Genomic DNA, 12,700 nt, shown 5'->3' with positions numbered 1-12,700 from the left:
GACTAGCGAAATTGCGCGAGGAACCGCAAGTCGTTGTCGAAGAACAGACGCAAGTCGTTCACGCCGTAACGCAGCATGGCCAGGCGCTCAACGCCCATGCCGAAGGCAAAGCCCGAGAACTCTTCCGGGTCGATCCCGGACATGCGCAGCACGTTAGGGTGAACCATGCCGCAGCCCATCACTTCCAGCCAGCCGGTCTGCTTGCAGACGCGGCAGCCTTTGCCGCTGCACATCACGCATTCCATGTCGACTTCAGCGGATGGCTCGGTGAACGGGAAGAACGATGGACGGAAACGCACCGCCAGCTCTTTCTCGAAGAACACCCGCAGGAACTCTTCGATGGTGCCTTTGAGGTCGGCGAAATTGATGTCGCGATCGACCAGCAGGCCTTCGACCTGGTGGAACATCGGCGAGTGGGTGATATCCGAGTCGCTGCGGTACACGCGGCCTGGGCAGACGATGCGGATCGGCGGCTTGTTCGCTTCCATGGTGCGCACCTGTACCGGCGAGGTATGGGTGCGCAACAGCATGTTCGCGTTGAAATAGAAGGTGTCGTGCATCGACCGGGCCGGGTGATGGCCTGGGATGTTGAGCGCCTCGAAATTGTGATAATCGTCTTCAACCTCGGGGCCTTCGGCAATGCCGTAGCCGATGTGGGTGAAGAACTGCTCGATACGTTCCAGAGTCCGGGTGATCGGATGCAGACCGCCCGAGGCCTGGCCACGACCAGGCAGGGTGACGTCAATGGACTCGGCGGCGAGCTTGGCCGCAAGATCGGCCTCCTCGAGCGACGCCTTGCGCGCATTGAGCACCTCGGTGACACGCTCCTTGGCAACGTTGATCAGCGCGCCGACTTGCGGGCGCTCTTCAGCCGGCAAATTCCCCAGGGTCTTCATCACCTGAGTCAATTCACCTTTTTTGCCAAGGTAGTGAACCCGGATTTGCTCCAGGGCATTTACATCTTCAGCGCTATGCACAGCCTCAAGAGCTTGGGCAACGAGCGCATCCAGGTTTTCCATGTACAGACTCCAGATACAAAATAGGGGAAGAGCTTGAAGGCTCTTCCCCTATTTATGACGTTTACCACCTTGGGCTACAGGAGCAGCTCAAGGTGACTGTCGGGGGTACTTAAGCCAAAGTGGCTTTAGCTTTCTCGACAATCGCAGCAAACACCGCTTTTTCGTTCACGGCCAGTTCAGCCAGAACCTTACGGTCGATTTCGATGGACGCTTTTTTCAGGCCAGCGATGAAACGGCTGTAGGACAGACCGTTAACACGTGCACCAGCATTGATACGAGCGATCCACAGAGCGCGGAACTGACGTTTTTTCTGACGACGGTCGCGGTAGGCGTATTGGCCTGCCTTGATTACCGCTTGCTTGGCAACACGGAATACGCGTGAACGCGCGCCGTAGTAGCCTTTAGCAAGTTTCAGAATTTTTTTGTGACGCTTACGGGCAATGACGCCACGCTTTACACGAGCCATGAGTTATTCCTCTATTCTTGACTAAAATTAACGAAGGCGCAGCATGCGCTCGACTTTTGCCACGTCAGACGGATGCAGCAAGCTGCTACCGCGCAGTTGACGTTTACGCTTGGTCGACATTTTGGTCAGAATGTGGCTCTTGAAAGCGTGCTTGTGCTTGATACCGTTAGCAGTTTTCAGAAACCGCTTAGCAGCACCACTTTTAGTTTTCATCTTTGGCATGTTCGGTACTCCGCATTCAGTTGATAAACATAATCAGAAGGCCTGCCGTGCCCTGTTGATTACTTCTTCTTTTTCGGGGCGATGACCATAATAAGCTGGCGTCCTTCCATCTTAGGATGCTGTTCGACCGAACCGTACTCGAGCAGGTCAGCTTCAACCCGCTTGAGGAGTTCCATCCCCAGCTCCTGGTGGGCCATCTCACGGCCGCGGAATCGCAAGGATACCTTGGCCCTGTCCCCATCACTCAGGAAACGTACCAGGTTGCGCAGTTTTACCTGGTAATCCCCTTCCTCCGTCCCTGGACGAAACTTGATTTCTTTTACTTGAATCTGCTTCTGGTTCTTCTTCGCTGCGGCAACCTGTTTCTTCTTCTCGAAGATCGATTTGCCGTAGTCCATCACCCGACAAACAGGTGGGATTGCATCGGCGGAGATTTCCACCAGGTCCAATTTGGACTCTTCAGCAATACGAAGCGCTTCATCAATCGAGACGATGCCAATCTGCTCGCCGTCAGCGCCAATTAACCGAACCTCGCGTGCCGAGATATTCTCGTTGATCGGGGCTTTCGGTGCAGCTCGTTTATCTTGTCTCATTTCACGCTTAATAATAATTACTCCGAATCTGGGCGACCACGCCGGGAAACCGCTTGCGCGAGGAACTCAGCGAACTGGGCGACGGGCATCGAGCCCAGGTCAGCACCTTCACGAGTACGCACAGCGACAGTCTGCATCTCGACTTCCCGATCTCCGATAACCAAAAGATAGGGAACCTTGAGCAAAGTATGCTCACGGATTTTAAAGCCGATCTTTTCATTTCTCAAGTCGGACTTGGCACGAAATCCGCTTTCGTTGAGAGTTTTTTCAACTTCAGCGGCAAAATCGGCCTGTTTATCAGTGATATTCATGATCACTGCCTGGGTCGGAGCCAGCCACGCAGGGAATGCACCCTCGTAGTGCTCGATCAGGATACCGACGAACCGTTCGAACGAGCCGAGGATCGCCCGGTGCAGCATAACCGGGTGCTTACGGCTGTTATCTTCGGAGACGTATTCGGCTCCCAAACGGATCGGCAGGTTAAAATCGAGCTGCAGGGTACCACACTGCCAGACGCGACCAAGGCAATCTTTCAGCGAGAACTCGATCTTCGGACCGTAGAAGGCGCCCTCACCCGGCTGCAGATCGTACGCAAGGCCCGCGCTGTCTAGCGCAGCGGCCAGTGCAGATTCAGCGCGATCCCAGAGTTCGTCGGAGCCAACACGTTTTTCCGGACGAGTGGACAGCTTCATTTCGACTTCGGTGAAGCCGAAATCGCGGTAAACGTCCATGGTCAGCTTGATGAACGCGGCGGATTCGGCCTGCATCTGCTCTTCGGTGCAGAAGATGTGGGCGTCGTCCTGGGTGAAGCCACGCACACGCATGATGCCGTGCAGCGCACCCGACGGCTCGTTACGGTGGCAGGCACCGAACTCGGCCAGGCGCATCGGCAACTCACGGTAGCTCTTCAGGCCCTGATTGAACACCTGTACGTGGCACGGGCAGTTCATCGGCTTGATGGCGTAGTCGCGGTTTTCCGACTGAGTGGTGAACATGTTGTCGGCGTAGTTGGCCCAGTGCCCGGATTTCTCCCACAGGCTACGGTCAACAACCTGAGGCGTCTTGATCTCCAGGTAGCCGTTGTCACGCTGAACCTTGCGCATGTACTGCTCGAGCACCTGGTACAGAGTCCAGCCGTTCGGGTGCCAGAACACCATGCCCGGCGCTTCTTCCTGGAGGTGAAACAGGTTCAGGCGCTTGCCGATCTTGCGGTGGTCGCGCTTTTCAGCTTCTTCGATGCGCTGGATGTAGGCCGCCAGCTGCTTCTTGTCAGCCCAGGCCGTGCCGTAGATGCGCTGCAATTGTTCGTTCTTCGCGTCACCGCGCCAGTAGGCACCCGACAGCTTGGTCAGCTTGAACGACTTAAGAAAGCGTGTGTTCGGCACGTGCGGGCCACGGCACATGTCGACATATTCTTCGTGGTAATACAGGCCCATGGCCTGCTCGTCCGGCATGTCTTCCACCAGACGCAGCTTGTAGTCTTCGCCACGGGCGGTAAACACGTCGATGACTTCGGCGCGCGGCGTGACTTTCTTGATCACGTCGTAATCTTTTTCGATCAGCGCGTGCATGCGCGCTTCGATAGCGGCCAGGTCGTCCGGAGTGAAAGGACGCTCATAGGCGATATCGTAATAGAAGCCTTCGTCAATGACGGGGCCGATCACCATTTTTGCCGTCGGGTACAACTGCTTGACCGCATGACCGATCAGGTGCGCACAAGAGTGGCGAATGATCTCCAGCCCCTCTTGATCCTTGGGCGTGATGATTTGCAGGCTGGCATCAGCGGTGATCAGGTCGCTGGCGTCCACCAGCTTGCCGTCGACCTTGCCGGCCACGGTGGCCTTGGCAAGACCTGCACCAATGGATGCGGCGACCTCGGCTACGGAAACCGAATGATCGAATGAACGTTGACTGCCGTCGGGAAGAGTAATAGTTGGCATGGCGCCTCCTCTCCTAGTGGTGACCCCTACCAAAGGTCACGTGGGTTGGGATGAGCCAGTACAAGATCCAACACCAGGCCGTTCAGTGATGAACGCCTGCCTTACAGCGGCAGGAGCCTTTCGGCCAACCGATAATCGAACCAGAGTGACTGGAGTGAACTCAAAAAACATGGCAAGGCGGCAATGGGCGCGCCTGGAAATAGCCAAGCGGAGGATGCTAGCACAGATGAACGGTCATCGCGCCTGCCGCGCCTGATGAAACATAAAATCCTGTGTTTGATGCCTGCAAAAGTGAACTTGGGCTGTACGAAAGCCCTCAAACCCGCTGAGAATCGCTGTTTGCCCACGAATCAAAGGAGCACTTCATGATGCGCTTTACCTCGACCCTCGCTCTCGCCGCTTCCCTGACCCTCCTTTCCTTTGGCGCGCACGCCGCGGCCCAATCGAACTGGCCTTCGGCTGGTGATCGGGACAGCTTTATCGAAAGCTGCAGCGGCGCCGCCAGGCAAAACCCGCAAGTGGACGCCAAAACCGCAAAAGAACATTGCGAATGTGGCGCGGACAAGCTCAATGCCGAATTGACCACCGCAGAAATCAAAGAACTCCTGACCAACCAGGAAGCTAGCCAGGCACTGAAAAACAAAGCTGTCGCGGCGATTTCGTCCTGCAAAGTCGTGAAGAAACAGTAAGAACGACCACTGATCAGACGGCCATTTGACTGAAAAAACAGCCTGAAAACTGCCATTTCGCACAAATTACGCAGCTTTTACGGCTTTTTTTAACAGCTGATATTTCGCAGCAAAGCCCCGTAGATCGGGGCTTTCAGCCGACCAAGGCACTAAACGCAACGCTATTGATTAGCAAACAATGCCTTGGGGGGGCTTACAAGCCGAACATTTCGACTATGATACCCCGGTGTGCCCAGTTGGCCTGAGCAGCACAGCACTACTGAAAATATATGTTTCTTGGAGATACACCATGTCTAATCGCCAAACCGGCACCGTTAAATGGTTCAACGATGAAAAAGGCTTCGGCTTCATCACTCCTCAAGGTGGCGGTGACGACCTGTTCGTACACTTCAAAGCTATCGAAAGCGACGGTTTCAAAAGCCTGAAAGAAGGCCAAACCGTTTCCTTCGTGGCTGAGAAAGGCCAAAAGGGTATGCAAGCTGCACAGGTTCGCGGCGAGTAATTCTCCGCTGAGCTAAAAAAACCCCGTCCATGTGACGGGGTTTTTTATGGGCGCTGCAAAAGCCGCAAGGCGATCAGCCGCAGTTGACCCGCGTGATCACCAGGTTGTCGTCGGTGTTCAGGTTCAGACGGTCGGAGCGGTATTCCAGAGTGATCATGTCGTTGGGCTTGAGGATCCGTGCGTTCTGCGCGCCGGCACGGGTACGCGCCTGCTCCAGCAATTGAGGCGAGGCTTTCTGGCCGATGGCGAATTCGGCGGCCTTCGATTCGCAGCGGGTGTGACCTGCATCGGCAACGGCGGCATCTTTGCCTGGCTCAGGGGCACCCGGGGTGCTGCAACCCGCCAACGCGAGTGCTGCCAACAAAGTACCGAATGATGCGAGCTTCCAAGGCATGAAGCCTCCTATGAAAAAAATGGACAGAGATCGTGCGACAGCGATCTGGCGGTTTGGTTTCAAGACGTAAATCGTCGAAGGGTAAGTCTGCCTGACTCACGGCGAGCATTCGCTCGATCAATCGTCACCAGATATGAACGAATTCAGTAGATGTCGATGTAGTCAAACGGCGGGGTCGGCCAGTTCTGCTTGAGCGCATTTAAAATCTGCCGGACCCAGACTTCATCACTGGCGGCGACATTACCGACATAACCCGAACCTTTGGCCCAGGTCTCGAGGCGAAACAGCAGGCCATCGATGTCGACTCCGCCTACGGCCTTCCCGGACGAGATATAGGCGATTCCGCCCTTGGTCACCCGCAGCTGGGTATGTTCGTCGTCACTGGCGCTGGCGAGCAATTGGCGCACGGCTTCCCGCGTGAGGTTCTCGGGGTTGTTCAAATCGATCTGCACCTGGTGTCCCCGGTAGTTGAATAGGCCAACAGTGTCGCACAGCATCGGCCTCATCCCGAAACGTCTCATGCCTAAGTAGCACTGCCAAACGCCGCGCAAAAATGGTTAACTGCCCCGGTTAGAAGCGCGTTCCAGCGCACTGCCCAGCATTCCAGCCCCGCGAGCCCCGACCATGAGCACCGTAACCCTCCAAGCCGACATCAAAGCCAAGTGGCCTCAAGGACAAAGCTCCTACAGCCCCGGAAGCACGGAGGAGTTGGCCATCATCGGAATCGACCTGCTGGTCAAGGAACTCGGCACGCAGGCCGCACAGGCCTTCATCGGCCAGGTATTCGAAAAATACCCGGCCGACCACATGGGCGCCCACAACCCCGAGCGCGAATAAGACCCGGCCGGCGAGCGCCGACCGGCAAACAGCTTACTTCAGACGTGCCAGGCGCTCGGTCAGCAGATCGAAGAAGCCTTGGGCGTCGCCGTTCTCAACCCAAAATGCGTTCTTCGGCTGCTTGAGGCCGTCATACCAGTCGACGACGGTCTGGCCGAAGGTCGGGCCTTCGCGGCTGTCGATCACCACATTGACTTCACGGCCGCTGAACAGGGAAGGCTTGAGCAGGTAGGCAATCACGGTAGCGTCATGCACCGGGCCACCCGGGATGCCGTAGTGTTCCATGTCGCCCTTGACGTATTCATTGAGAATATCGCCCACCACCTTGCTCGCATTGTTCTTGATGTCGGCAATCTGTTTCAGCCGCGCATCACTGGTCAGCACCTTGTGGGTCACGTCCAGCGGCAGGTAAGTCAGCTTGACGCCGCTCTTGAGCACGATTTCAGCCGCAACAGGGTCTGCGAACAGGTTGAACTCAGCCACCGGGGTGATATTGCCGCCATTAAAATGCGCCCCGCCCATCACCACCACTTCCTTGATGCCTTGGGTGATCTCCGGCGCCTGGGTCAACGCCAGTGCCAGGTTGGTCTGTGGGCCGAGCATGGCGATAGTGATGCTGTGCGGCTTGGCGGTGCTCAGGGTCTTGATCAGGTAGTCAACGGCATTGCCTTCGGCCAGGCCTTTTTTCGGCTCATGCACGGCGACCCCGGAAATGCCTTCCTTGCCGTGGATATTCTCCGCATAGATCGGCGTGCGCAGCATGGGTTTTGGCGCGCCGGCGTATACCGGAATGTCCTCGCGCCCTGCCCACTCGCGGGCCAGGCGCGCGTTGCGGGAGGTCTTGTCGAGGCGCACGTTACCGGCGACGGTGGTCAGCGCACGAATGCTCAGCTCCTGCGGGGACGCCATGGCAAACAGCAACGCCACGACGTCATCGGCGCCTGGGTCAGTGTCGATGATCAGGTCGATTTTTTCCGCCGCGTGGGCGCTGGCTGCGGTGAGTGCGGACAAAAGCAGGACACTCCGAAATAGATTCTTCAGGGTTGGGAGACCACGTTGCATGAAACACTCCTTGTCGTAGGGAAACTCTAGAAGGTGACGCCGGACACCAGCGCGATATTGCAATACGGCTGGCACTCGCCCGTGCGCACCACCGCGCGGGCCTTGCGGCTGAGCTGCTTGAAGTCTTCATGGCTGACCAAACGGCGCTCGCCCAGAGCGGCCTGTTCGGTCAACACATTGAGTGGCGTCAGCGCAGGTGGCTGCTTGAGCAGGATTTCCTCGGCCAGCACGTGGCTTTCTACCTGCATCTCGCTGAGCACAATGCGCAAGGTGCTGATGAAATCCGGAATACCTTGCGTGAGCGCCAGGTCGATCAACTCGACGCCTGGCGGCACTGGCAAGCCGGCATCACCGATCACCAGGATGTCACCATGGCCGAGGGATGCGATCACGCGCGACAGCGCAATATTGAGCAATGGTGTCTTTTTCATGAGGGCATAAAACCTTGTACGTCCTGCAGCGTAGGAATAGAGGGTTGCGCACCGGCCCGCGTGACCGACAGCGCGGCAGCCACCTGGCCAAACCGGATGGCCTCGGCTTCGCTTTTGCCATTGGCCAGCGCCGCGGCAAAGCCACCGACAAAGGTGTCACCGGCAGCCGTGGTGTCCACCGCCTTGACCTTGGGCGCCTGCAAATGCTCGAAGCCGTGGCCATCGGCAAACAACGCGCCCTGGGCACCAAGGGTGATGATGACTTTGCCGGCACCCGCCTTGAGCAGCTGCGTCGCAGCCACCTTGGCGCTGTCGAGGGAATCGACCGTCACACCACTCAGGGCGCTGGCTTCGCTTTCGTTGGGGATCAGGTAATCGATCGAGGCGTACCATTCCCCTGGCAGCGGGCCGCTGGCCGGTGCCGGGTTGAGGATCACGGTCTTGCCCAAGTCACGACCGCGCTTGAGCGCATGGCCAACCGTGTCCATCGGCACTTCCAGTTGACAGACGATGACGTCTGCCGCCTGCACCACCGCATCAGCTGCCTGCAAAGACGCAGGCGTGAGCTCACCGTTGCTGCCGGCCACGATCACAATCGCGTTCTGGCTGCTGTCATCCACCACGATCAACGCCACGCCGCTGGAGCCATCCACCGTGCTGACGGCCTGGCAATCGATACCCTCCACCAGCAGCGCGTCACGCAATTGCGCGCCGTAGGCATCCGTGCCCACACAGCCGATCATCGCCACCTCAGCGCCTAGGCGCGCGGAGGCCACCGCCTGGTTGGCGCCCTTGCCGCCCGGAACGGTAGAGAACGTCTGGCCGATCAGGGTTTCACCGGCGCGCGGCAAACGACTGGCGCGGGTCACCAGGTCCATGTTCAAGCTGCCTATTACCACTACTTTTGCTGGCATACATCAGTACTCATCAATTCGGTTCAGCGGTATTGGGCGAACACACCGGCAAACGGCGCCGTCGACTCACGCAAAACAATGCTCGGCGTCACGATGCGCTGATCGATCGGCAGTTGGGGGGTTGCAATTCGTCGCAGTAAAAGCTCGGCCGCCGTCTCGCCCAGTTGCACGATCGACTGCCCGACCGTCGTCAGCGCCGGGTACACGTAACGGCCCATTTGAATGTCGTCAAAACCAATCACCGACAGCTCGCCTGGCACGCGAATATTGCGTTCGGCTGCTGCACGCAACACGCCGAAACCAATCATATCGTTACTGGCGAAAATCGCACTGGGCGGGTTTTCCGACAGCAGCTGTACCGCTGCGGCATAACCACCGGTGCTGGTGAAGTCACTTTCCTGGGTGCGATTGGCTGCCACTTCCACCCCCGCCTCACGCAGCGCGCGGTGATAGCCGGCCAGGCGCATCTGCGCCACGCGGGTATGACTGGGGCCACCAATGCAGGCGATATCGCGGTGACCGAGCTCCAGCAAATGCCGAGTCGCCAGGTAGGCGCCTTGTTCGTGGTCGATGCGCACCAGGTCGACATCAATGCCATCCAGTGCGCGGTCGACAATCACCATGGGCGTGCGCACCGCGCTCAAGCCTGCGGCAAGGCCACTGTCGTCGCCGCCCACCGAGGTTACGATCAGGCCGTCGATGCGCTTTTCCAGCAACACGCGCAAATAGCTGCGCTGCTTTTCGGCGTTGTCGTCGGAGTTGCAGAGGATCACGCAATAGCCATTACGCTCGCAGTAATCCTCGATACCCCGCGCCAGCTCGGCAAAATACGGGTTAAGGCTGTTGGGTACCAGCAGGCCGATGGTCGCAGTGGTCTTGGCCTTGAGCGAGCGCGCGACGGCACTCGGCACGTAGTCCAGTTGCTTGATCGCCGCTTCCACCTTGATGCGCACAGGCTCGCTGACCGGGCGCGTCTTGTTCACCACATGGGACACGGTGGTGTAGGAAATACCTGCAAGCGCGGCCACATCCTTGATCGTTGCCATGGTTCAGCCCCGCCGACTGGCGCGCTGGCTGCGGTAGGTGTCAAGGACCACGGCAATCACGATTACAGCGCCGGTAATGATGCGTTTAGTGGGCTCCGTGGCACCGATCTGCGCAAGGCCGGCGGCCAGCACCGAAATAATCAGCACACCGAAGAAGGTGCTGATAACCGAACCACGTCCACCCATCAGGCTGGTGCCGCCGATCACCACGGCGGCGATCACTTGCAGCTCCAGGCCGGAGCCGGCATTCGGGTCCGCCGCTTCCAGGCGGGAAATCTGGAACAGCGCCGCCACCCCGGCCAACAGGCCCATTAGGCTGAACACCAGGATCTTGTAGGGTTTGGGGTTGATACCGGCCAGGCGCACGGCTTCTTCGTTGGTGCCGATGCCGATCAGGTAGCGGCCGAACACGGTTCGGGTCAACACCAACTGAGCCGCGATGATCACCAACAGGGCAATGATGAACGACGGCGAAATCCCGAAAGCCACCGGGTTTGACAGCCAGGCATAGGAGTCACCGATATAGGCGGTGCGCGAGCCGGTCATCTGGTAGGCCACGCCACGCGCCATTTCCAGCACGCCAAGGGACACGATAAACGACGGAATGCGCCAGGCCACGGTAATCGAACCGGTGATGGTGCCTGCCAGTGCGGCGCAGCCCATCCCCAACAACGCGGCGCCGGCAACACACTCCAGCCCCAGCCGAGAATCGCCACGCTGACCGCCGAGGCAGCCAATGCCAGCACCGAGCCCACCGACAGGTCGATGCCGCCGATGATCAGGATGAACGTCATGCCCACGGCCAGCACCATCAGGTCCGGGATCTGGTTGGCCAGGGTGCTGAAGGTGTCATAGGACAGGAAGTGGTCGCTGAGCACCGAGAACAGCGCAATCATCGCGAGCAAGGCGCCGGCCAGTCCCAGGTAGGTGCCCAGGCCGTAGAAGTTGCCGCCGGTTTTGCCCGGGGAAGAGGTGGTTTTCATGGGGTTTCCCTAAGCACTGCGTCGTTGAGCAGCGCGTCACGTTTCTGATAGCCGGCAAAGGCGGCGGCGAGCAATTCGTCCTGGGTCCAGCTGTCGCGCTCGAAGGTCTCGATCAGACGCCCGGCGGACAGCACACCGATGCGATCACAGATCAGCATCAATTCGCGCAGGTCACTCGATACCACCACCAGCGCTTTGCCCTGGCGCGTCAATTCGCCGAGCAAGGCATAAATGTCGAACTTGGCGCCGACGTCGATGCCACGGGTTGGCTCATCGAACAGCATGACCGCGCAGTCGCGCTCCAGCCAGCGGCCAATCACGACCTTCTGCTGGTTGCCGCCCGACAACTCGGACACCAACTGCGCCGGGCTGGAACTGCGGATGCGCATGGCGTCGATCTGGCGCTTGGCCAGGGCGGTTTCGTCGCGGCTGTTGACCACGCCGCCACCGGAAATTTCCGGCATGTTACCCAAGGCAATGTTGGCGCTGATGGATTGGGTCAGCAGCAGGCCTTCGCCCTTGCGGTCTTCGGTGATCAGCGCGATGCCATGGCCCACTGCGTCCACCGGCGAGCGAATGCTCACCACCTGGGCTGGCGAACCCAGGGCCACGGTGCCGCTGTCGGCCAGGTCGGCACCGAAGATAAGACGCAGCAATTCAGTGCGGCCGGCGCCGATCAGGCCGGAAATGCCATAGATCTCACCGGCACGCACTTCAAAGGACACATCGCGAACCTTGTCCGAACGGGTCAAGCCTTTGACCGTCAGCGCCGGGCCGCCGATGGTGCGCGGCCCCAGGTCGATGTGCTCACCCAGCTCGCGGCCGACCATCAAGGTCACCAGCTGCTCGCTGTTGTAGTTGGCCATCGGCTCGACGCACACCAGCTTGCCATCGCGCAGTACTGCGATGCGCTGGGCAACACGGGCGAGTTCTTCAAGCCGGTGGGAAATATAAATGATCGCCACGCCCCGAGCCTGCAGACGGGTGATTTGTTCAAAGAGCATCTCGACTTCACGGGCGGTGAGCATAGCCGTGGGCTCGTCGAGGATCAGTACATGGCAGTCGCCGATCAGGTTGCGGGCGATCTCGACCATCTGTTGATGGCCAATGCCCAGCGTCCCCACCAGGGTGTCCGGGTCGATCGCGTCCAGACCCACCTGGGCCATGGCTTCGATCGCGGCCTTGCGCAGCTGCTTGCGATTGATCCAGCCACAGTTGCGGGGCAGATTGTCCAGGAACAGGTTTTCGGCCACGGTCAGGGTCGGCAACAGGTTGAGTTCCTGCATGACCATGCGCACACCCAGCTCTTCAGCCTGGGTGCGGCTGCCGGGCCGGTAATCCTGGCCATTGAACTGCATGTGCCCGGTGGTCGGCGTGACCAGCCCGCCGATGATTTTCGACAAGGTGCTTTTACCTGCGCCGTTCTCACCGGTCAGCGCCAGCACTTCCCCGCGATTGAGCGTCAGGGTGATGTCGGACAGCACCGGTTGGGCATAGGTCTTGCCGATACCGCTGACCGAGAGGACAGCGTTCGGGGCGGAAGATGACATAGGAAAATCTCCAGGCGCCCGCTCAGGACGAGCGGGCGCTGTTGGGTGCTGC

15 protein-coding genes and 1 pseudogene are annotated in these 12,700 nt (G+C 59.0%); 3 read left to right on the top strand and 13 right to left on the bottom strand.

Features of this window, described 5'->3' with window-relative positions; all coding sequences use genetic code 11:
- Window positions 1–2 precede the first annotated feature (2 nt).
- The 5 genes from pheS to thrS all read right to left on the bottom strand — a co-directional run bounded on the left by pheS (window position 3) and on the right by thrS (window position 4,240).
- Window positions 3–1,019, bottom strand: a complete 1,017-nt coding sequence (gene pheS, locus QF043_RS09025) for a phenylalanine--tRNA ligase subunit alpha (RefSeq protein WP_034117607.1) — start codon at window positions 1,017–1,019, stop codon at window positions 3–5.
- 109 nt (window positions 1,020–1,128) lie between these two features.
- The gene (rplT, locus tag QF043_RS09020; protein WP_003174975.1) at window positions 1,129–1,485 is read right to left on the bottom strand and encodes a 50S ribosomal protein L20; all 357 of its coding nucleotides are present in this window, start codon (window positions 1,483–1,485) and stop codon (window positions 1,129–1,131) included.
- 27 nt (window positions 1,486–1,512) lie between these two features.
- Window positions 1,513–1,707 carry a 50S ribosomal protein L35 gene (gene rpmI, locus QF043_RS09015; RefSeq protein WP_002553160.1) on the bottom strand — a complete coding sequence of 65 codons (195 nt, stop codon included), beginning with the start codon at window positions 1,705–1,707 and terminating at the stop codon, window positions 1,513–1,515.
- A 59-nt stretch (window positions 1,708–1,766) separates the two neighbouring features.
- Entirely contained in the window at window positions 1,767–2,318 is a 552-nt protein-coding gene (gene infC, locus QF043_RS09010; protein WP_015884933.1) for a translation initiation factor IF-3, read from the bottom strand.
- Window positions 2,318–4,240 carry a threonine--tRNA ligase gene (gene thrS, locus QF043_RS09005; RefSeq protein ID WP_056861278.1) on the bottom strand — a complete coding sequence of 641 codons (1,923 nt, stop codon included), beginning with the start codon at window positions 4,238–4,240 and terminating at the stop codon, window positions 2,318–2,320. The genes infC and thrS overlap by 1 nt, the downstream gene beginning before the upstream one ends.
- Before the next feature lie 365 nt (window positions 4,241–4,605).
- On the opposite strand from thrS, the gene QF043_RS09000 reads away from it, so the two are divergent.
- Both QF043_RS09000 and QF043_RS08995 read left to right on the top strand, forming a co-directional pair.
- Window positions 4,606–4,929 (top strand): hypothetical protein, encoded by a 324-nt coding sequence (locus QF043_RS09000; RefSeq protein WP_307418220.1) that lies wholly within the window; start codon window positions 4,606–4,608, stop codon window positions 4,927–4,929.
- Window positions 4,930–5,218: 289 nt separating this feature from the next.
- Window positions 5,219–5,431, top strand: coding sequence for a cold-shock protein (locus tag QF043_RS08995; RefSeq protein WP_003234260.1), 213 nt, complete (start codon window positions 5,219–5,221; stop codon window positions 5,429–5,431).
- Between the two features lie 73 nt (window positions 5,432–5,504).
- On the opposite strand, the gene QF043_RS08990 is transcribed toward QF043_RS08995, so the two are convergent.
- Together QF043_RS08990 and QF043_RS08985 are read right to left on the bottom strand one after the other, a co-directional pair.
- On the bottom strand, window positions 5,505–5,825 hold the full coding sequence (locus tag QF043_RS08990; RefSeq protein WP_017138776.1) for an I78 family peptidase inhibitor: 321 nt from the start codon (window positions 5,823–5,825) through the stop codon (window positions 5,505–5,507).
- Window positions 5,826–5,968: 143 nt separating this feature from the next.
- Window positions 5,969–6,277: a hypothetical protein gene (locus QF043_RS08985; RefSeq protein ID WP_307421342.1), complete on the bottom strand. Its 309-nt coding sequence runs from the start codon at window positions 6,275–6,277 to the stop codon at window positions 5,969–5,971.
- 172 nt (window positions 6,278–6,449) lie between these two features.
- On the opposite strand from QF043_RS08985, the gene QF043_RS08980 reads away from it, so the two are divergent.
- The gene (locus QF043_RS08980; RefSeq protein ID WP_056861277.1) at window positions 6,450–6,662 is read left to right on the top strand and encodes a hypothetical protein; all 213 of its coding nucleotides are present in this window, start codon (window positions 6,450–6,452) and stop codon (window positions 6,660–6,662) included.
- A gap of 33 nt (window positions 6,663–6,695) precedes the next feature.
- Here QF043_RS08980 and QF043_RS08975 read toward each other — a convergent pair whose 3' ends face one another.
- From QF043_RS08975 to QF043_RS08950, 6 genes and pseudogenes are all read right to left on the bottom strand, one after another.
- A complete protein-coding gene (locus QF043_RS08975) occupies window positions 6,696–7,724 on the bottom strand; it encodes a nucleoside hydrolase (protein WP_017138773.1) in 1,029 nt (342 codons plus the stop codon).
- 26 nt (window positions 7,725–7,750) lie between these two features.
- Window positions 7,751–8,155: a D-ribose pyranase gene (gene rbsD / locus QF043_RS08970; RefSeq protein ID WP_056861276.1), complete on the bottom strand. Its 405-nt coding sequence runs from the start codon at window positions 8,153–8,155 to the stop codon at window positions 7,751–7,753.
- Window positions 8,152–9,069 (bottom strand): ribokinase, encoded by a 918-nt coding sequence (gene rbsK / locus QF043_RS08965; RefSeq protein WP_307418218.1) that lies wholly within the window; start codon window positions 9,067–9,069, stop codon window positions 8,152–8,154. Before rbsK ends, rbsD begins: the two co-directional genes overlap by 4 nt.
- 23 nt (window positions 9,070–9,092) lie before the next feature.
- A complete protein-coding gene (locus tag QF043_RS08960) occupies window positions 9,093–10,115 on the bottom strand; it encodes a LacI family DNA-binding transcriptional regulator (protein WP_099487414.1) in 1,023 nt (340 codons plus the stop codon).
- Window positions 10,116–10,118: 3 nt separating this feature from the next.
- Window positions 10,119–11,098 (bottom strand): annotated as a pseudogene (locus tag QF043_RS08955) (ABC transporter permease).
- The gene (locus tag QF043_RS08950) at window positions 11,095–12,648 is read right to left on the bottom strand and encodes a sugar ABC transporter ATP-binding protein (protein WP_065911833.1); all 1,554 of its coding nucleotides are present in this window, start codon (window positions 12,646–12,648) and stop codon (window positions 11,095–11,097) included. The pseudogene QF043_RS08955 and the gene QF043_RS08950 overlap by 4 nt, the downstream one beginning before the upstream one ends.
- Window positions 12,649–12,700: the final 52 nt, after the last annotated feature.

The sequence above is a fragment of the Pseudomonas sp. W3I7 genome (assembly GCF_030816095.1).
Lineage (GTDB): Bacteria > Pseudomonadota > Gammaproteobacteria > Pseudomonadales > Pseudomonadaceae > Aquipseudomonas > Aquipseudomonas salomonii.
Note: the sequence above shows the minus strand (reverse complement) of the source record. Positions and strands in the feature narration are given on the sequence as shown.

Bases quoted from the DNA above. Each gene is read 5' to 3' on its own strand.
- pheS (WP_034117607.1), bottom strand. From the start codon at position 1,019: ATGGAAAACCTGGATGCGCTCGTTGCCCAAGCTCTTGAGGCTGTGCAT.
- rplT (WP_003174975.1), bottom strand. From the start codon at position 1,485: ATGGCTCGTGTAAAGCGTGGCGTCATTGCCCGTAAGCGTCACAAAAAA.
- rpmI (WP_002553160.1), bottom strand. From the start codon at position 1,707: ATGCCAAAGATGAAAACTAAAAGTGGTGCTGCTAAGCGGTTTCTGAAA.
- thrS (WP_056861278.1), bottom strand. From the start codon at position 4,240: ATGCCAACTATTACTCTTCCCGACGGCAGTCAACGTTCATTCGATCAT.
- QF043_RS09000 (WP_307418220.1), top strand. From the start codon at position 4,606: ATGATGCGCTTTACCTCGACCCTCGCTCTCGCCGCTTCCCTGACCCTC.
- QF043_RS08995 (WP_003234260.1), top strand. From the start codon at position 5,219: ATGTCTAATCGCCAAACCGGCACCGTTAAATGGTTCAACGATGAAAAA.
- QF043_RS08990 (WP_017138776.1), bottom strand. From the start codon at position 5,825: ATGCCTTGGAAGCTCGCATCATTCGGTACTTTGTTGGCAGCACTCGCG.
- QF043_RS08980 (WP_056861277.1), top strand. From the start codon at position 6,450: ATGAGCACCGTAACCCTCCAAGCCGACATCAAAGCCAAGTGGCCTCAA.
- QF043_RS08975 (WP_017138773.1), bottom strand. From the start codon at position 7,724: ATGCAACGTGGTCTCCCAACCCTGAAGAATCTATTTCGGAGTGTCCTG.
- rbsD (WP_056861276.1), bottom strand. From the start codon at position 8,155: ATGAAAAAGACACCATTGCTCAATATTGCGCTGTCGCGCGTGATCGCA.
- rbsK (WP_307418218.1), bottom strand. From the start codon at position 9,069: ATGCCAGCAAAAGTAGTGGTAATAGGCAGCTTGAACATGGACCTGGTG.
- QF043_RS08960 (WP_099487414.1), bottom strand. From the start codon at position 10,115: ATGGCAACGATCAAGGATGTGGCCGCGCTTGCAGGTATTTCCTACACC.
- QF043_RS08950 (WP_065911833.1), bottom strand. From the start codon at position 12,648: ATGTCATCTTCCGCCCCGAACGCTGTCCTCTCGGTCAGCGGTATCGGC.